Annotated in this window: 13 protein-coding genes; 8 read left to right on the top strand and 5 right to left on the bottom strand. The window is 63.3% G+C overall.

Going from position 1 to position 18,202, the window contains the following annotated elements; genetic code table 11:
• Positions 1–516: 516 nt before the first annotated feature.
• From NFJ07_RS19795 to NFJ07_RS19785, 3 genes are all read left to right on the top strand, one after another.
• Entirely contained in the window at positions 517–2,085 is a 1,569-nt protein-coding gene (locus NFJ07_RS19795; RefSeq protein ID WP_269997155.1) for an NCS1 family nucleobase:cation symporter-1, read from the top strand.
• A gap of 163 nt (positions 2,086–2,248) precedes the next feature.
• Positions 2,249–3,007 carry an aspartate/glutamate racemase family protein gene (locus NFJ07_RS19790; RefSeq protein WP_184738834.1) on the top strand — a complete coding sequence of 253 codons (759 nt, stop codon included), beginning with the start codon at positions 2,249–2,251 and terminating at the stop codon, positions 3,005–3,007.
• Between the two features lie 21 nt (positions 3,008–3,028).
• Positions 3,029–3,793, top strand: coding sequence for an SDR family oxidoreductase (locus tag NFJ07_RS19785; RefSeq protein WP_269997153.1), 765 nt, complete (start codon positions 3,029–3,031; stop codon positions 3,791–3,793).
• 34 nt (positions 3,794–3,827) lie between these two features.
• On the opposite strand, the gene NFJ07_RS19780 is transcribed toward NFJ07_RS19785, so the two are convergent.
• On the bottom strand, positions 3,828–4,739 hold the full coding sequence (locus NFJ07_RS19780; protein ID WP_269997152.1) for a glutaminase: 912 nt from the start codon (positions 4,737–4,739) through the stop codon (positions 3,828–3,830).
• 4 nt (positions 4,740–4,743) lie between these two features.
• Complete coding sequence (locus tag NFJ07_RS19775; RefSeq protein ID WP_269997151.1) at positions 4,744–6,360, bottom strand: PucR family transcriptional regulator; 1,617 nt, start codon at positions 6,358–6,360, stop codon at positions 4,744–4,746.
• Between the two features lie 271 nt (positions 6,361–6,631).
• Between NFJ07_RS19775 and NFJ07_RS19770 the strand changes: the two genes are divergently transcribed.
• From NFJ07_RS19770 to dctA, 3 genes are all read left to right on the top strand, one after another.
• Entirely contained in the window at positions 6,632–8,230 is a 1,599-nt protein-coding gene (locus NFJ07_RS19770; RefSeq protein ID WP_269997149.1) for an amino acid permease, read from the top strand.
• 14 nt (positions 8,231–8,244) lie between these two features.
• Complete coding sequence (locus tag NFJ07_RS19765; RefSeq protein WP_269997148.1) at positions 8,245–11,004, top strand: aminotransferase class I/II-fold pyridoxal phosphate-dependent enzyme; 2,760 nt, start codon at positions 8,245–8,247, stop codon at positions 11,002–11,004.
• 122 nt (positions 11,005–11,126) lie between these two features.
• Positions 11,127–12,617, top strand: a complete 1,491-nt coding sequence (dctA, locus tag NFJ07_RS19760; RefSeq protein ID WP_269997147.1) for a C4-dicarboxylate transporter DctA — start codon at positions 11,127–11,129, stop codon at positions 12,615–12,617.
• A gap of 58 nt (positions 12,618–12,675) precedes the next feature.
• On the opposite strand, the gene NFJ07_RS19755 is transcribed toward dctA, so the two are convergent.
• From NFJ07_RS19755 to NFJ07_RS19745, 3 genes are read right to left on the bottom strand one after another with little or no spacing between them, the layout of a single operon-like run.
• A complete protein-coding gene (locus NFJ07_RS19755) occupies positions 12,676–13,083 on the bottom strand; it encodes a sterol carrier family protein (RefSeq protein ID WP_269997145.1) in 408 nt (135 codons plus the stop codon).
• Positions 13,084–13,099: 16 nt separating this feature from the next.
• A complete protein-coding gene (locus NFJ07_RS19750; protein WP_269997143.1) occupies positions 13,100–14,116 on the bottom strand; it encodes an asparaginase in 1,017 nt (338 codons plus the stop codon).
• A 36-nt stretch (positions 14,117–14,152) separates the two neighbouring features.
• A complete protein-coding gene (locus NFJ07_RS19745; RefSeq protein WP_269997141.1) occupies positions 14,153–15,730 on the bottom strand; it encodes a molybdopterin-dependent oxidoreductase in 1,578 nt (525 codons plus the stop codon).
• Positions 15,731–15,929: 199 nt separating this feature from the next.
• On the opposite strand from NFJ07_RS19745, the gene purD reads away from it, so the two are divergent.
• Together purD and NFJ07_RS19735 are read left to right on the top strand one after the other, a co-directional pair.
• The gene (gene purD, locus NFJ07_RS19740; RefSeq protein WP_269997159.1) at positions 15,930–17,240 is read left to right on the top strand and encodes a phosphoribosylamine--glycine ligase; all 1,311 of its coding nucleotides are present in this window, start codon (positions 15,930–15,932) and stop codon (positions 17,238–17,240) included.
• 3 nt (positions 17,241–17,243) lie between these two features.
• A complete protein-coding gene (locus tag NFJ07_RS19735; RefSeq protein ID WP_269997140.1) occupies positions 17,244–18,179 on the top strand; it encodes a phosphoribosylaminoimidazolesuccinocarboxamide synthase in 936 nt (311 codons plus the stop codon).
• Positions 18,180–18,202 lie beyond the last annotated feature (23 nt).

Genomic DNA, 18,202 nt, shown 5'->3' with positions numbered 1-18,202 from the left:
GACCCGGCCCGCTGAAGCAGGCTGCGCATGATGAACTGCGCCCGCTCCGTGCCCTGCTCCCTGATCAACGCATCCAAAGACTCAACCCACTCGGCAGTCTCTTCCGGATCACGATCAGGCAGCTGGCTAGTCAACCCGCTAAGGATGTGTGAGGTCTCTTCTCCTGCAGCCACGTCCAACCTCTCTTCATTGAATGTCTGGGCGCTTGCACTGTAGTGCGCGCTGAAACGGCATAGAAATTTCGTATTGTGAGAATAAAATTCTGTAATTCGAGATTAGCCATGCGTTCGCCAAGCGTCAATCTCGCGCCGCGGAGGCTAGCGCCTGCAAGGCCCCGCGGCCCCACGCCGCCGTTTGTGACCGCCGTCGGGCGCGCGGCCCTTGACCAAAGGTGACCTAGCTCATACAGTTATTTCACTATTCAATAACTAGATTCCACGATGCGAAAAGCTTTAGATCCTCTCACAGCGTCTCGGAAGCCCTAGTTGCAGCACCACAAAGAAGTGGAGATCTACGATGCAATCGACTCCCCCAGTCGGCGTCACAACGGCTCCGGAGCAGACCATACTGCCAGGCAGTTCGGTCCATCCGTCAGTAGGAAATGAAACCCTCTGCGATGTAGCGTCCGTCGCAGCAGGCCGCACCATCAGCCCCAGCCTCTATAACCTCGACCTCGCCCCCACCAAGAAAGAGGGTAGGCGCTGGACCAGCTACAGCATCTTCACCCTCTGGGCCAACGACGTCCACAGCCTTGGCAACTACGCATTCGCTATCGGCCTCTTTTCGCTTGGCCTGGGCGGGTGGCAAATCCTCGTGGCCCTTGGCATCGGTGCGGTCTTGCTGTTCACCCTCTTGACCTTCTCCGGATTCATGGGCCAGAAGACCGGCGTCCCCTTCCCTGTGATGAGCCGGATCAGCTTCGGTATCCGAGGCGCCCAGCTGGCCAGCCTGGTCCGCGGGGCCGTGGCGATCGCCTGGTTCGGGATTCAGACATACCTTGCCTCCGTGGTGCTCCGCGTCATGCTTGTCGCCATGGTCCCTGGACTCAAGGACATGGACGCCAACTCGATCCTCGGCCTGTCCACCCTTGGCTGGATCGCCTTCGTATCTCTCTGGATTGTCCAGTTGATCATTGTCAGCTTCGGCATGGAAATGATCCGCAAGTACGAGGCCTTCGCAGGCCCCATCATTCTCGCCACCATGCTTGCCATTGCCATCTGGGTCTTTACGGAGGCCGGCGGCGCCATCCAATGGTCCGGCATCAAGGGCCTCGAAGGAGGAGAGATGTGGCGCACCATCTTTGCCGGCGGCGCCCTCTGGGTCTCCATCTACGGCACTTTCGTCCTGAACTTCTGCGACTTCACCCGTTCCTCGGTGTCCAAGAAGTCGATTGTCCGCGGCAACTTCTGGGGCATCCCCATCAACATGCTCCTGTTCGGCGCAATCGTGGTCATCATGGCCGGCGGTCAGTACAAGATCAACGGCAAGATCATTGAAAGCCCCTCGGACATCGTGCAGAGCATCCCCAACACGCTCTTCCTCGTCCTGGCCTGCCTTGCCTTGCTGATCCTGACCATCGCCGTGAACCTCATGGCGAACTTCGTTGCACCTGTCTACGCCCTGACCAACCTCTTCCCCAAGCACCTGAACTTCCGCAAGGCAGCCTGGGTGAGCGGTACCATCGGCCTGATCATCCTGCCGTGGAACCTCTACAACAACCCCTTGGTGATCGTGTACTTCCTGGGCGGACTCGGCGCGCTGCTCGGCCCGCTGTTCGGCGTCGTCATGGCCGACTACTGGCTCCTGCGGCGTGGCAGGGTCAACATCCTTGACCTTTACACGGACCATCCTTCGGGCACCTACTTCTACAAGCGTGGCGTCAACCCCCGGGCGATCGCCGCAATGGTTCCGGCCGCCGTCGTCGCCATCCTCATCGCGTTCGTTCCCGCCCTGGAGGCCGCGGCACCGTTCGCCTGGTTCTTCGGCGCAGGCATCGGGGCGTTGTGCTACTACGTGTTCGCAGACAAGAAGCAGCAGCACACCGACGTCTCCGGCGAGCCGATCGCCGTCGTCAGCAACCACTAATACTCAACTGTCCCCACCGCCACCCTCGCCTCGCAAGCTCGGCCAGGGAACCCTGGCGGCGTGGGCCCACGCAGTTGTTGTCGTTTTCGCCCGTCAAAACGACAACAACTGCGAGTCAGTTGGGCGTACCGGGCAACCAGGCTACCCAACCAAGGAGGAACACATGCGCATCCTCGTCGCAAACGTCAACACCACCCAATCCATGACCGACTCCATCGCAGCCCAGGCGCGCAGCGTCGCGGCTCCCGGCACCGAGATCATCGGCATCACCCCGCGGTTCGGCGCCGATTCCTGCGAAGGGAACTTCGAAAGCTACCTCGCCGCCATCGCAGTGATGGACCGCGTGGTCAACTACCCCGAACCATTCGACGCCGTCATCCAGGCCGGTTACGGCGAGCACGGCCGCGAGGGACTCCAGGAGCTCCTCGACGTTCCGGTGGTCGACATCACCGAGGCCGCTGCCAGCACCGCGATGTTCCTCGGCCACAAATACTCCGTGGTCACCACTTTGGACCGCGCGGTCCCGCTCATCGAAGACCGCCTCAAGCTCGCGGGGCTGGACGACCGCTGCGCGTCAGTCCGTGCGAGCGGCATGGCCGTTCTGGAACTCGAGGAATACCCGGACCGGGCAGTCGAAGCCATCGTGGAACAGGCTGAGCGCGCCGTGCGTGACGACAAAGCGGAAGTGATCGTCCTCGGCTGCGGCGGCATGGCAGGCCTCGACGAGCAGATCCGCCAACGCTGCGGAGTTCCGGTGGTGGACGGAGTGGCCGCGGCGGTGACCATCGCCGAGTCGCTCGTCCGATTGGGCCTCTCCACGTCCAAGGTCCGGACCTACGCCACGCCGCGCCCCAAGACCGTCATAGGCTGGCCCCTGACCACAACGGACACGACGACGGCGGATGCTCCCGCCGCGCACTAGCCCAACAAACAGGAGAACCGCGTGAGCGAAACCATCCCCACCCAGCCCCGGGTCGCCGTCGTCACCGGAGCCGGTTCCGGGATCGGGCGGGCAGTTGCCCGGCTTCTGTTGGCCGAAGGCTACCGCGTTGCCCTCGCCGGACGGCGGGAAGCTCAGCTTCTCGAGACCGCTGACGGCCACCGCGAGGCGCTCGTGGTGCCGTGCGATGTAACAGTGCCCGACGACGTCGCGGGCCTTTTCGAGTCGGCCCGCCAGCGCTGGGAGAGGGTGGATGTCCTGTTCAACAATGCGGGCATCTTCGGTCCCTCCGGCAGTGTGGACGAGATCAGTGTGGCCGATTGGAATGCCACCCTGGCGGTCAATGTCACCGGCTCCATGCTGTGCGCGGCCGAGGCCGTGCGGACCATGAAGTCGCAGGAGCCGCAAGGCGGACGCATCATCAACAACGGCTCCATCTCCGCCCATTCGCCGCGGCCATTGTCCGTCGCGTACACCGTGAGCAAGCACGCCATGAGCGGCCTGACCAAGAGCATCGAGCTGGACGGGCGCCCGTTCGGAATCACGTGCGGGCAGATCGATATCGGCAACACGCGCACCGAAATCATGGACACCATCGGCGTGGGCTCGGGGGCGCTCCAGGCTGATGGCAGCAGGCGCGTGGAGCCCATGTTTCCTGTCGAGGACGCTGCCCGCGCGGTGCTCATGATGGCGAACATGCCGGCGTCGGCCAACGTAGGATCGGTGGTGGTGACCGCGGCGGGGATGCCGTTCGTGGGCCGTGGCTAACCGGCTAACCGGCTGGCTGGCGCTAGAAGCCGGCCTAGAAAATCGACCAGCCCGTGCGGGTGGTGAACTCATCCAGGGCGGCAACGCCGGCCAGTGAATTCCCCGATCGTCCCAGGCCGGGGCTCCAGACACAGATGGTGCATTTGTTGGGCACCACGGCCACAATGCCGCCGCCCACCCCGCTCTTGCCAGGCAGCCCCACCCGGTAGGCGAATTCGCCAGCGGCGTCGTATGTGCCGCACGTGAGCATCACGACGTTGATCCTCTTGGTCTGGGATGGGGACAGCAGCGCCGTGCCGTTCCCGCGCAGCCCGTTGTTGGCCAGGAACCTGCTCGCGAGGGCCAAGTCAGTGCAGCTCATTTCGAGCGCGCATTGATTGATGTAGGCCTCGAGGACCGAGTCCACTGGGTTTTCGAGGTTTCCGTAGCTGGCTAGGAAGTGTGCCAGCGAGGCGTTGCGGTGACTGTTCGCCGCCTCTGAAGCTGCCACCTCGGGGTCGGTGTCGATGGAGTTGTTGCCGCTTTCTTGGCGGAGCAATTCCCGGACGGGAGATGGCGAGTTGCCCGCGATGCTGAGCAGCCTGTCCGTGACAACCAGTGCACCGGCATTAATGAACGGATTCCGCGGAATTCCGTCTTCGTGTTCCAGCTGCACCAGGGAATTGAACGGATTGCCGGAGGGCTCCCGGAACACGCGCTTCCAGATGCGGTCGCCGTCCCCGGCCAGCACCAGCGCGAGGGCGTATACCTTCGAAATGCTTTGGATGGAGAAGGGCACGTCAGCGTCTCCGGAGGAGAAGACCTCGCCGCTGGCGGTTGCCACGGAAATGCCGAATTGCTTGGTGTCCACAGCGGCCAGGCTCGGGATGTAGTCTGCAGGCGCCCCTTGGCCGAGCAAGGGCTGAACCGTTCCCACGATGTCGTCGAGGAGATTCTGGAGGTCCATATTCTTAGCGCCGTCCTTCGGAGTGGTTCCACAGCCTGAGCTGAAGATGGGCAAGCAGCCGTTGCTCTGCAGAGTGGAGGTCGATGCCGGCCACTTCGCATGCACGCCTCAGCCGGTAATGCACCGTATTCCGGTGGACGGCCAGTTCCTCGGCGCACCGGTTCACGTCACCGAAGAACTCAAGGTAGGTCAGCATGGTCGTGGCGAACTCGGGGTATCGGCTGCACAGCAGGGTGATGCCTCCGTGCCGGAGGTCAGACCTCGAAGCCAGAAGCTCCAGCAATTCCTTCGTCAAAACGGTTGTTTCCACGTCGGCGTAGGACGCCACATGGATTGAGGGCGTGCTTTCCAGGACCTTCAGTACGCTGCGGACGTGCTCAAGGGTGCCGTGAAGTGCGTCCAGGCGTTCGACGACGGGTCCGACGGCGGCCTGCACCTGGCAGTGCAAGTGGATCCTTGCGTCCCGGACAATGACGTTGATGAGGCGGTTGATGGCCGGCGGGGACTTCACGGGGTCGAGGTCGGGAAGAATCATGGCTATTTCCAAACCGATAGCTCCCACCACGGCACCTGGGCGGTATGCGGCCGCATGGATCGATGCTACGTTGGCCAGTTCGCCACGCCGCAGCTGCAGGCCCGCTGCCGTCTCGTCGTCGCCTTTCGCGGAGATGAGGACGAGGGCCGCTGGTTTGGAAGGATCTATGCCCGCGGACTGTGCTTGGGAATGGATCTGGGGAGTGCCGCTGAGCAGGCTGGAGATCCTGTCCCGCCGCAATGCCTGGGACTGCTCGTTGCGGTGCCGGACCAGTTCTATGGCTGCGTGGCGTGCCGCTCCAACCATGAGCTTGTCAGTGTTGGGGGCGAGAGGTTCCTTTCCTTCCTGCAGCCAGATGTACCCCAGGATCCTGTTGCCTGCGTGGATACCGATGGCCACCCGTTCCCGGAGTCCTTCCGTGGGATTGGCTTCCATATGGATGAGAGCCTCGGCCGCCTGGAGGTGTTTGTAGACCCCGGACTCTTTCAGCAGTTTTTGGTAGCGCTCGGGCCCGCGCCGGGCCAGGATGGAGAGCCTGCGGAGTTCGTCGACGTCGTTGGAGGCCGGTGAGTACGCCAGGACGCGGTTTGCCGGATCCTCAATGACCACGTGGCCGTTGGTCAGGGTCGCGGTAGTCTGGGCGATCGCAAAAAGATCCCGGTGGATGATCGTGGACGCATCCGTGGAAAGTGCAGGCTCCTGGATGCGGTTGTTGGCGATGCTCTCCAGCGTGCCCCAGTTCATTTCCGGGGACACGGCGATCAGGCCTATTCCGGTGGGAAGCAGCACTTCACGGACGGCGTCCAGTTCCTCTTCGTTCCCCTTCACCGCGACCGCGGCGGGGTAGTCCGGAATCAGCTTCCGGATGCTCGGCAATGCTGCGCGGCCGCGGACTCCGATCAGCAGGACCAAGCTCCCGCGTTGGACCGGCGTCTCGTCCTCGGCGTCCGCGATGACCGTTTCACGAACCGTGCCATTGTCCGTTCCGGGAGGAACCAGAAGCTGCCCGTTGTCGACGCCAATGTCTTCAAGTATGTCGCTGAGCATGGCGCCAATGACATGCTCAGCAGATTCCTGGGGTGCCACCCGTATTCACTTCCTCTAAGCGGCTTAGCCGCGCTCACAGCCATGAACATTACTCGCACTCTGCCGGAACCAGTTGTCATTCGAGCACAACCGGGATCGGACGAATTTAGCTGGCCAGACAGTTCGCTCCGATCTGCCGGAACCTAGAGTTGTTTTCCGTTCCCTTCGCCGATGATCCAGCAGTGCCGCTGTGATTCCACAGATCGGCAAGGGGACAGTTCTGGAGCATGCAGCCGCACCCGCGGTACCGGAGTCAAAGGAGACCCCTGGAATGAAACGCACATTGAACTGGCCTTCGCCGAAATCCGACGCCGGAACCCAGATCGCCGGGCTTGATCCCGCCGATTCCCTGGAAAACAACCGGGAGCTTCTTGGCGACCGATCGACCGCGGCGCAGGATTTTTCAAGCGAGGAAGCCGGATACCACAAGACCCTCAAGCCTCGGCAGATCCAAATGATTGCCATCGGGGGAGCAATCGGAACCGGCCTCTTCATGGGGGCCGGCGGCCGACTTAACGGTTCCGGCCCGGCCTTGATCTTCGTCTACGCCCTCTGCGGCTTCTTTGCGTTCTTGATTTTGCGAGCCTTGGGCGAATTGGTCCTCCACAGGCCATCCTCCGGCTCGTTCGTGTCCTATGCCAGGGAGTTCTACGGCGAGAAGATGGCCTACGCGGCCGGCTGGCTCTACTTCCTGAACTGGGCCATGACGTCCATTGTCGATGTCACGGCCGTGGCCCTCTACGTCAAATTCTGGGGACAGTTCTGGGCGCCGCTGCAAACAATTCCGCAGTGGCTCATTGCCCTTTGCGCCCTCGTCATTGTCCTGGCCCTGAACCTCGTCTCCGTGAAGATCTTCGGCGAGATGGAGTTCTGGTTCGCCCTGATCAAGGTGACGGCGCTGGTGGCTTTCCTCGTCGTCGGAGTCTGCTTCATCGTCTTTGGCGGGAAGACCGACATCGGTGTTCCCGGGCTGGGCGTGATCCTGGACCACGGGGGAGCTTTCCCGACCGGTTCCGTGGCGCCGTTGCTGGCCATCAGCGGCGTCGTCTTTGCGTATGCCGCGATCGAACTCGTTGGTACTGCTGCAGGTGAAACTGCCAACCCGGAAAGGGTGATGCCCAAGGCGGTCAACACGGTTGTCTTCCGGATCGCACTCTTCTATGTCGGTTCCGTGCTGCTCCTCTCGCTGCTTTTGCCGTTCACCGCGTACAAATCCGGTGAATCGCCCTTCGTCACTTTCTTCTCCCATCTTGGCGATCCGCACGCCGCAGCCGTCTCGGCATCGGTGATGAACTTCGTTGTCCTGACAGCGGCATTGTCGAGCCTCAACGCTGGCCTCTATTCCACGGGCCGGATCTTGAGGTCCATGGCGGTCAATGGTTCCGCGCCACGGTTCACGGCCAGGATGAGCCAATCGGGGGTGCCCTATGGTGGCATCCTGCTGACGGCGGTGATCACGCTGCTTGGAGTCGGCCTGAATGCCCTGGTGCCGTCCCAGGTGTTCGAGATCGTCCTTGAGGTGTCCGCGATCGGGATCATTGGTGGCTGGGCAACCATCATCCTGTGCCACATCAAACTCCAGGCCTGGGCCAAGCTTGGCAAAGCCGTTCGTCCGTCATTCCGACTGTTCGGAGCCCCTTTCACCTCATACCTCACGCTCGTCTTCCTGGCCTTCGTCCTCGTCACGATGGGGTTCTCGGAGACGGGACGCTGGGTCCTTGCTTCCCTGCTGCTCTTGATACCGCTGCTCATTGCCGGCTGGTTCGGGTGCCGAAAACGCATCCTGGAGGCAGCCGAGGCCCGCCGCGGCCACACTGGCGACCTGCCCGTCGTCGCCGGGTCCTTCTCCCAGGGCGGCCAACGCTCCTAATGCACAACGAATTGATGGAAAACGTAACCACCTTGCCTCAGCAAAGCACCCTGCCCAAGCGAAACCCCGTGACCAACGAACCTCCAAAGCGGGAAATCGGTACCCCCAGCAGCGCCTGGCGTTCGCGCGCCGACGCCTGGGAGTTTCTCGGGTACGCGTTCAAGCAGCTGACAAAGGGCGGCTCGGGAACGTCGTCGCATTCCGGCCTGCAAGGCCAGGCCGTCCAGGCGTTGCGCCTCCTCCAGACCATAGAGCTTTATTGGGCGGCGCCGGGGCTGGCCGCGGTGGCGTCGCTGCGCGCCTGCCTGGACTCGGGAGATTACGACGCCGGGATGGAGATGATCCTCGGAATGTCAGTCAGTCCGCCACCGGGGCAAGCCGGAGTGGAGCGCGCCGCTTCCGGTGCTCAGGATGAAGACCCCCGGGAGCCGCAGCCAGCAAAGGACCGGCCCAAATTCGAAGTCCTGTTTGTCGATGACATCAGCGAACACGAGGCCGACGCGCTGAAGGCGGAAATGCTTGGCCAGCGTAGGCCGTCAGATGCGTTCACCTATGAGCTGATCGTGGTTCCCAGTTACGAGGATGCGCTGGTTGCCTTGGTTTTGAACCCCTCGATCCAGGCGTGCATTCTCCGCCCGGGATTCACCATCGGCAGCGGCCAGCCACTCGGCCGGGACTTGAGGAAGTACCTCTGCGGCCTGGTGGGCTCCGGGCTTGCGGGCATGCCACCGCTGGGCAGGTTCCTCAGCCTGGCGGAGCGGATCTCCGAGTTGCGCCCCGAACTGGATGTCTACTTGGTGGCCGGAGTCTCCATGGAGGGCCTCGCGGGTTCGCTGACTAAGAGGTTCAGGCGGATTTTCCGCAGGCAGGACAATCTCGACCTGCACTTATCGCTGCTATCGGGCGTCGCTGAACGGTACAGGACCCCGTTTTTCACTGCGTTGCAGGAATACAGCCGGCGGCCGGCCAGCGTCTTCCACGCATTGCCAATCTCGCGCGGCGGTTCGGTGGGCACTTCGCCCTGGATCCGTGACATGGCCGATTTCTACGGGCTGAACCTTCTTTTGGCCGAGACGTCCGCGACGTCGGGCGGCCTGGATTCGCTATTGGATCCGCACGGGTCGATCAAGGAAGCCCAAGACCTGGCGGCGCGGGCTTTCGGCGCGCAGAAGACCTTCTTCGTCACCAATGGAACATCCACAGCCAACAAGATCGTCCATCAGTCCATCCTTGCTCCAGGTGATGTGGTCCTCGTGGACCGCAACTGCCACAAATCCCACCACTACGCTTTTGTCCTGGCCGGAGCCCAGGTTTCGTACCTGGATGCCTACCCGCTGGACAAGTACGCCTTCTACGGTGCGGTACCGCTGGCCAGCATCAAGGCCCGCTTGCTGGCCTACCGACGTGCAGGGCGCCTGGACGAAGTCAAGATGATCACGCTGACCAACTGCACCTTCGACGGCATCGTCTACGACGTCGAACGCGTCATGGAAGAATGCCTCGCCATCAAACCGGACCTTGTCTTCCTTTGGGACGAGGCTTGGTTCGCCTTCGCCCGGTCGCACCCCGTCTACCGTCGCAGGACGGCCATGGCCGCGGCCCGGAAACTTGATGCAGCGTTCAGCGATCCCGGCTACGCTGCCAGGCATGCTGAACAAGCGGCATCACTCCGGGACGCAGTGACGGGCGAACCTGCCGACGACGGACTCTGGATGAAAACCCGGCTGATCCCGGACCCGGCCAAAGCGCGGCTGCGCGTCTATGCCACGCAATCCACCCACAAGACCCTCACCTCGTTGCGTCAGGGATCCATGATCCACGTCTTCGACCAGGACTTCAGCGAGCATAACCAAGAGTCATTCCGCGAAGCATATATGACCCATACATCCACTTCACCCAATTACCAGATCCTCGCTTCACTCGACATCGGACGCCGCCAGGTAGAGCTTGAGGGTTTCGGTTTGGTGCAGAAACAGGCAGATCTGGCCACGATCCTTGCCCAGGCCGTGGCCCGCCACCCCCTGCTGAAGAAGTACTTCCGCGTCCTCACCTCAAGGGACCTCATTGCTGAGCCCTATCGGGAAACGGGCAGTGCCATGCCCCTCAGGGATGGGCTGGCAGCCCTGGCGGACGCCTGGCGGCATGACGAATTCGTCGTCGACCCCAGCCGCCTCACGCTGGACATCAGCCGTACAGGGATCGACGGCGATACGTTCCGGCACCGCTATCTTGCGGACAAGCACGGTATCCAGGTCAACAAGACCTCCCGGAACACCGTGCTCTTCATGACCAACATCGGCACGTCCCGCAGCGCCGTCGCCTACCTGATCGAAGTCTTGGTCAAGCTGGCCGAATCATTCGAGGAGGAGCGGCCGGCACGGAAGACGGTCGACGCCGGGGCCCCAAGAGGAGCGACCCCGCCCTTGCCGGACTTCAGCAGGTTCGCGGACCGCTTCCGGCGCGATCCGCCGAGCGGTGAATCCCAGAGTCCCGATGGGGACATTCGTGCCGCCTATTTCGAGAGCTACAAGGATGGATCAACCACGTACTTGTCGGCGATCGACGTCACAGACAGGATCGCTGCAGGCGAGGAAGTTGTTTCAGCCGGGTTCGTGACTCCCTACCCTCCGGGATTCCCCATCCTCGTCCCCGGACAGGTGATCACGGGCCAGGCGCTGGAGTTCATGGCCGTACTCGATACCCGGGAAGTCCACGGCTTCGACCCGCAGCGTGGATTCAGGGTCTTCACAGGCAAGGAGATCGACAAGGAGTAGCACCAAGCCGCACGATTCCACATTGTGAAATTTGAATTTCCCCTTGTGGAATCGTGTGAGCGGGATTACATTGAATTCATCCCCGAAATCAGGGGCTGTTCCCAAATGATTGGTTCAGATCAATGAAGATCCCAGACTCTGCGGCGCTGAAGGCGAGTTCGGCCCCGCGGAAGAAGAAGCCACTGTACAAGTCGCTCTTCTTCCAAATTCTGATCGCCGTCGTCGCAGGTGTACTCATAGGCCATTTCTGGCCGAACATCGGGTCCACCCTCCGGCCACTGGGCGATGGTTTCATTCAACTCATCAAGATGATCATCGCTCCGCTGATCTTCCTCGTGATTGTCACGGGCATCTCGGCAGTGGGCGACGTCAAGGCGGTCGGAAGAGTCGGGGTCAAAGCCCTCCTGTACTTCACCGGCGCCACGCTTTTCGCACTCGTTTTCGGCCTGATTGTCGGAAACCTTGTCCAGCCGGGTGCCGGACTCCACATCGATCCGAGCACCCTTTCGCAGGATGCCCTGAAGGCCCAGACCGGTAATGCGGCGCCCAAGGATGCCGCTTCCTTCATCCTGGATGTGATCCCCACAAGCGTCATCGGGGCATTCGCCAACAACAGCCTGCTCCAGGTCCTCTTCTTCTCGGTCTTCTTCGGCGCGGCAATCGTCGTCATCGGCCGCGAGCGCTGCCTCCCGGTCATCAGCCTCATGGAAACGGTCCTGGAACTGATCTTCAAGATCATGTCCTGGATCATGAAGGTGGCGCCGATCGGCGCTTTCGGTGCCATGGCGTACATCATTGGCCAGTACGGACTCGACACCCTTGGGACGTACGCACTCCTGATCGCCTGTTGCTATGGGGCGGCCATCGTCTTCATCGCCTTGCTGTTCCTGGTGGCCTGGAGCTTCGCGAGGGTGCCGCTGTGGCAATTCCTGAAGTACACCCGGGAAGAGTTCCTCCTGGCACTCGGCACGGCGTCCACGGAGTCCGTGCTCCCGCGCATCATGACCAAGCTGACCAACGCCGGCTGCTCACGGGCCACCACCGGCTTGGTTGTCCCCACGGGCTACTCGTTCAACCTCGATGGCGCCGCCATCTACCTCTCGATTTCCCTGCTGTTCCTGGCCCAGGCCTTCGGCCACCACCTTGACCTCGGCCAGCAGTTGGCAGCCTTGGGCGTCCTGCTCCTGACCTCCAAGGGCATGGCCGGTGTACCGGGATCGTCGTTCCTGGCACTTTCGGCTACGGCAGCGGCTCTCGGCATTTTCCCGGTTGCCGGCGTCGCCCTGCTCCTGGGTGCCGATCGCCTCATGGACTCGATGCGCGTCGTCGTGAACCTCATGGGCAACTGTGTGGCTACGTTCGTCGTCGCGAAATGGGAGGGGCAGTTCAACCGCGACGTCATGGTCCGCGCCTTCCGCGGCGAAATCACCAACGAAGACTCCGCCATCATGCTCGGAGCCGTGGACGTGTTCGAAGCACAGGAACTCGAACGGCTCAGCGAAGGACGCGAGCCCTCGCCGAAGTTCAGTGGCGGCCCGAATCCCGATGCGGTTCCGCAGTTTGAGATGAGCAAGCCCGGTCAGCACCAGAGCCCCTCGGTCAGTCCGGACTAGGCGCCACGCAGCATCCCAACTGATCGCCCCGCCGCATCGTCGTGGGGCGATCAGTTGTTTAAGGGGTTCCGGAAAGCGGCAGCAGCTCCGACAAATCCGCGCGCAGACCCGAAGCGGCTACCCGGCCGGCGTCGACCGCGGCGGACCACGCCAAGCGGCCGGTTACCATCGCCAGCCAGGTGGCGGCGTCGCACTCTATGACGTTGGGCGGGGTGCCGCGCGTGTGGCGGGGGCCTTCCACGCACTGAGTGACACCGAACGGGGGCACCCGGACTTCCACTGAGTTGCCGGGTGCGCGGGCGGTGAGCTCCTCCAGCGAGTAACGCACCGCGGTGGCCAACACAGTGCGCGACGGCGGCGTCCCCGGCCCGGCTTCCTGCCCTGTTTCCTGCCCGACGGCGGCCTGCCATGCGGCCAGTGCCGCGCGGCCTTCCTCAAGGTCGATCCGGCGTCGTGCAATTGCCATAGTTCGCCAGTTCCAATCAGTCCAGCAGCGCCGAAACGGCGTGGCCCAGGCGGATCCTGCCGACGGAGTGGCCACCGCCGAGGACGGGCTCCACGACCTTTTCGAGCACGCTGGAGACACCAGGAATATCCACGGCGCCGGCAACAGCGAGAAGCGTCAGCCCAACCAGGGTGGCCGCGCGCGGGTTCCCGTCCAGGATCTTCACTGCGACCGATGCGCCAGCGGGTGTTGCCAAGACCAGGACACCTTCCGCCCCGCCCTTGGCAAGCACTTCGAGTTCGTCCATGACTATGGTGTTCGCCTCGCCGCGGCCTTGCACTGCCCAGGGGTAGTCCAGCATGGACGTGGCAATGGTTGCCGCGCGGGCGTTGGAGCTCTGGTCCCTCGGGGCCCGAGCCAAGCGCGAATAGGCCCGCGCCAGCCCGGTCAGGGAAATCGCGGCCACGGGCGCTCCGCAGCCATCAATGCCTAAGTGGGCGATCTTCTCGTCACTGAATTCCTCGATCACGGACCGTACGCGCTGTTGCAAGGGATGGTTGGGCTCGAGGTAACTGTGGGTGTCCCAGCCGTTCTCGGTGCAGGCCCAGAGGAACGCCGCGTGCTTGCCTGAACAATTGAAGGCCAGCTTGGATTTGCCGTGCTCGGAGCGAATCAGCCAGTTGCGCGCGACTTCGTCCTTCGGCCACGCCGAGGGGCATTGCAGCTGTTCCTCCCGGACGCCGGCGGCTTTCAGCATGCCTTCCACCACGTCCATGTGATCCAGCGAGCCCACATGGCTGGCGCAGGCCAAAGCCACCTGGGCGCCGCGGAGTGGCACGCCCGACTGCATCGACGCGAGGGCCTGGAAAGGCTTGAGCGCGGAGCGGGCGTAGATGGGCGTGCTGATGTCGCCGAGCTGGGTCACCACGGACCCGTCAGCGGAAAGAACCACTGCGGACCCGATGTGGCGCGATTCGATGAAGCCGCTGCGTTCGATTACTGCCAGTTCGACGGCGGACTCAACGCTGAAGGTTTCATGCGAACTCAAGGGCATGATGCAAGTCTAGGGTGAAGGAACCGCCTTCCCGGGCTACTCCACGGTCACCATGACGGACTGCCATCCCGAGGCGCCGTCAGGCACAGGATCCGCTCGTGTTTCAGTCTGCAGTTCGCCGGTTCCGTCCGTGGCCCGGACCTTGATGTAATGGGGTCCCGGAGTGGCGTCCCAGTTGAAGGACCACTGCCGCCACGTGACGACGGATGCCTCCGCGGCAAGGGTGGCTTCGGCCCATGGGCCGTTGTCTATCTGGACCTCCACTTTCTTGATGCCACGGGTCTGGGCCCAGGCCGTGCCACCCAAGGCGACCCTGCCGGCAGGCACTCTGGCGAAGGACTTGGGTACTTCCAGACGGGCCATGGTCTTGATGGGGCCCCGCTCGGACCAGCCGCGAGTGGTCCAATAGGCCTTGTTGTCCGCGAATCGGGTGACTTCCAGGTCCACCACCCATTTGGTCGCGGAGACGAAGCCGTAAAGACCGGGAACCACCATGCGCACGGGGTAGCCGTGTTCCAGCGGCAGGGGTTCGCCGTTCATGCCGATTGCCAGGATGGCATCCCTGCCATCCTGGAGGACTTCCAGCGGAGTGGAGGCGCTGAAGCCGTCGATCGAAGTGGAGAGGACCATGTCTGCTCCGGTTTTGGGTCGGGCTTGTTTGAGCGCGTCGCGGATGGGCATGCCCAGCCATTTGGCGTTGCCGGCAAGGTTTCCGCCCACGGGGTTGGAGACGCAGGTTAGCGACACGTGGGTTTCTATCAGTTGGGCGTCGAGCAGATCCTGAAAGGTCAGCCGGACCTCTTGTTCCACCAGCCCGTGGATCCGCAGCTCCCAATCCTGGGCGTTGATCTCCGGCACGCTCAAGGCGGTGTCGATCCTGTAGAAGTCCTTGGCCGGGGTGAGCCAAGGGGTGACTCCCGGCGTCGGGGACTGGACGCCCGCGGGAACGGGAGCAGCCGCCCGGGCCGGAGCTGGAAGCTTCAGCGAATCCCGCGCCTTGGCCACATTGCTGCGTGCGGCACTCAAGAACCGACCGCCGCCGGCTGCGATGGCCGCTGCGGCAAGGGTAATACCGGTAGCCGCGAAGAAGGTGCGGCGCGTCGTGGCAGGGCGCTCGACGCCTTTGGCCGCGGTGTCGGCAGGGGCGTCAGGGAAGGACTTCAGCCGCCAAAGCCGGGCCACCAAGAACCTCAGGGTTGCGAGTCCCGCCAAAGTGCCGATCAGGCTCGGTATGGCATCCACGGGCTTCACGCTGGCCCGGGTCACCACGGCAGCCACGATCACCGCACCCATGCCCAGCACGCCCAACACGCCCAGCGCCCAATTGCGGAAGGCCACGACGCCTAGGACGCAGGCGAGCACGAAGATGGTCAGGCCCATGCCCACAAACAGCGCGGCCTTGTCATTGGTGCCGAACGTGGTCACGGCAAAGTCCTTCATCCACGGCGGCGTGAAGTCGATGAACGTCGACCCCAGCGCAATCACAGGAGTAGCCCGGGCGGTAAAGAAGGCGCCGACCAGTTCCGCAACGGAAAGTACGACGCCGGCAGCGGCCACCCCGGCGAGTGCAGCCAACGCGGTGGGTCCCCTGAGCCAGTTCCTGAGCTTCTTCATGCAGGTTGTTCGGAGCCGGAGGCCCCCGAGATGGGTCGGAGATGCCCCGTGTTGGCGGTGTGGGTTGGACATGTCCCCCGTTAGCTGAGGGGAATGGGCATATCAGTGTTATGTCCATTGCTCGAAACGAGGGGTGGGCATGTCCAGTGGTGGAGACAGCTTAGGAGTCCTGCCCCCGCACAAAGTACCCTTGAAGACTGTGAAGGTACTCGTCATTGGCCCCGGGGGCCGCGAACACGCAATTGTCCGCTCCTTGCTCAAGGATCCCAACGTTTCCGAGGTCCATGCGGCTCCGGGAAACGCAGGCATCGCCAAGCTGGTCCCCACGTACGCGATCGACGGGAACAACCCCGGCGCCGTCGCAGCGCTTGCGACAAAGCTGGCGGTTGACCTGGTTGTGGTCGGCCCTGAAGCCCCGCTCGCGGCAGGGGTTTCCGACGCCGTCCGCGAAACCGGTATTCCGGTCTTTGGCCCCAGCAAGGCCGCGGCGCAGCTCGAGGCCTCCAAAGCGTTCGCCAAGGAAGTCATGGCCGAGGCCGGCGTGCCCACCGCCATGGCCCGCGTGGCAACAAACGCCGCGGAGGCTGCTGACGCTCTGGACACCTTCGGCGCTCCGCATGTCGTCAAGGATGACGGACTGGCCGCCGGCAAGGGCGTTGTGGTCACCAATGACCGCGAGGAAGCACTCGCCCACGCCCAGGCTTGTTTCGACGCTGGTGGAACCGTGGTCATCGAGGAGTTCCTGGACGGACCCGAGGTGTCCCTGTTCGTGCTGTGCGACGGCCGCACCACGGTGCCGCTGTCCCCGGCACAGGATTTCAAACGAATTTTCGACAATGACGAAGGCCCCAACACCGGTGGCATGGGCGCCTACACTCCGCTCGATTGGGCGCCCGAAGGCCTGATCCAGGAAGTCATCGACAGGGTGGCCCAGCCCACCGTTGACGAGATGGCAAGCCGCGGAACCCCGTTCGTCGGCGTCCTCTACTGCGGCCTGGCCCTGACCTCCCGCGGCACGCGCGTCATCGAATTCAACGTCCGTTTCGGCGATCCCGAAACGCAGGCGGTCCTGGCCCGCCTCAAGACCCCGCTCGGCGCCCTCATGCTGGCAGCTGCCAAGGGCGAACTGGACCAGGCCGAAGAGCTGCGCTGGTCGAAGGAGTCGGCCGTCGCCGTCGTCGTCGCCGCCGAAAACTATCCGGACACGCCCCGCACGGGGGACCGGATCCGCGGCCTGAACAAGGTGGATGCGCTTGAAGGCGTCCACGTCATCCACGCCGGTACAAAGCTGGACGAAGAAGGCCGGATCGTTTCCGCCGGCGGCCGTGTGCTGGCCGTTGTGGCGTTGGGGACGGACCTCGTGGAGGCCCGCGAGCGGGCTTACGACGGCGTGGAGCTGGTCCAGCTCGACGGCGGACAGTTCCGTACCGATATCGCCGGCAAGGCAGCCCGCGGCGAGATCCACGTAGTCTCGCCAGCCACCGGCTCCATCCCGAATGTGAAGGCCTGAACCATGCCTGAAAGCAACGCAAACGGACTGCAGACCGAAACCCTCGACCTCCCGGGGTGGAAGCACTTCTACTCGGGCAAAGTCCGTGACCTCTACGTTCCCGCGGACGAATTCAGTGGGGACGAATCCGGCCAGGACCGCGTCTTGGTGGTGGCCAGCGACCGCATCAGCGCCTACGACCACGTCTTGAGCAGCGAGATCCCGGACAAAGGCCGGGTACTCACGCAGCTGAGCTTGTGGTGGTTCGAGCAGCTTGGCGTGGAGCACCACGTCCTGGCATCCACGGCCGCCGAGGGAGTGCCCGCGGAAGTCGAGGGCCGCGCGATGATCTGCAAACGGCTCGAGATGTTCCCCGTGGAATGCATCGCCCGCGGGTATCTCACGGGGTCCGGCCTGGCCGAGTACCGCCAGTCAGGCACCGTCTGCGACATCCCCCTCCCGGAAGGCCTGGTTGACGGCTCGCGCCTCGGGCACGCCATCTTCACGCCTTCTGCCAAGGCTGAAGTCGGCGAGCACGACGAGAACATCACCTACGACGACGTCGTCGCGATGGTGGGCGACGATATCGCCGCACGCCTGAGCGAACTCACGTTGAAGATCTACACTCGCGCGGAAGAGATCGCCCGTGGCCGCGGCATCATCCTGGCCGACACGAAGGTGGAGTTCGGCATCGATGTCACCACGGGTGTCATTACGTTGGGCGATGAGGTCCTGACGCCGGATTCCTCGCGTTTCTGGGACGCTTCCACGTACGAGCCGGGCAAGGCGCAGCCTTCGTTCGACAAGCAGTTTGTGCGTGACTGGCTGACCTCCGCGGAATCGGGCTGGGACCGCTCGGGTGACACCCCGCCGCCTGCACTGCCGGCCGACGTCGTCGAGAAGACTCGCGCCCGTTACGTGGAAGCCTACGAGAAGCTGACCGGCAGGACGTTCGTCTGACCCGCAGTTGTTGTCGTTTAGCA

Origin of the sequence: Arthrobacter sp. B2a2-09 (assembly GCF_027587375.1) — a bacterium.
Lineage (GTDB): Bacteria > Actinomycetota > Actinomycetes > Actinomycetales > Micrococcaceae > Arthrobacter.
The sequence above is the reverse complement of the archived record's forward strand: the minus strand, read 5'-3'. Positions and strand labels throughout refer to the sequence as shown.

Bases quoted from the DNA above. Each gene is read 5' to 3' on its own strand.
- NFJ07_RS19755 (WP_269997145.1), bottom strand. From the start codon at position 13,083: ATGGCAATTGCACGACGCCGGATCGACCTTGAGGAAGGCCGCGCGGCA.
- NFJ07_RS19745 (WP_269997141.1), bottom strand. From the start codon at position 15,730: ATGAAGAAGCTCAGGAACTGGCTCAGGGGACCCACCGCGTTGGCTGCA.
- dctA (WP_269997147.1), top strand. From the start codon at position 11,127: ATGAAGATCCCAGACTCTGCGGCGCTGAAGGCGAGTTCGGCCCCGCGG.
- NFJ07_RS19765 (WP_269997148.1), top strand. From the start codon at position 8,245: ATGGAAAACGTAACCACCTTGCCTCAGCAAAGCACCCTGCCCAAGCGA.
- NFJ07_RS19790 (WP_184738834.1), top strand. From the start codon at position 2,249: ATGCGCATCCTCGTCGCAAACGTCAACACCACCCAATCCATGACCGAC.
- NFJ07_RS19750 (WP_269997143.1), bottom strand. From the start codon at position 14,116: ATGCCCTTGAGTTCGCATGAAACCTTCAGCGTTGAGTCCGCCGTCGAA.
- NFJ07_RS19770 (WP_269997149.1), top strand. From the start codon at position 6,632: ATGAAACGCACATTGAACTGGCCTTCGCCGAAATCCGACGCCGGAACC.
- NFJ07_RS19795 (WP_269997155.1), top strand. From the start codon at position 517: ATGCAATCGACTCCCCCAGTCGGCGTCACAACGGCTCCGGAGCAGACC.
- NFJ07_RS19735 (WP_269997140.1), top strand. From the start codon at position 17,244: ATGCCTGAAAGCAACGCAAACGGACTGCAGACCGAAACCCTCGACCTC.
- NFJ07_RS19780 (WP_269997152.1), bottom strand. From the start codon at position 4,739: ATGGACCTCCAGAATCTCCTCGACGACATCGTGGGAACGGTTCAGCCC.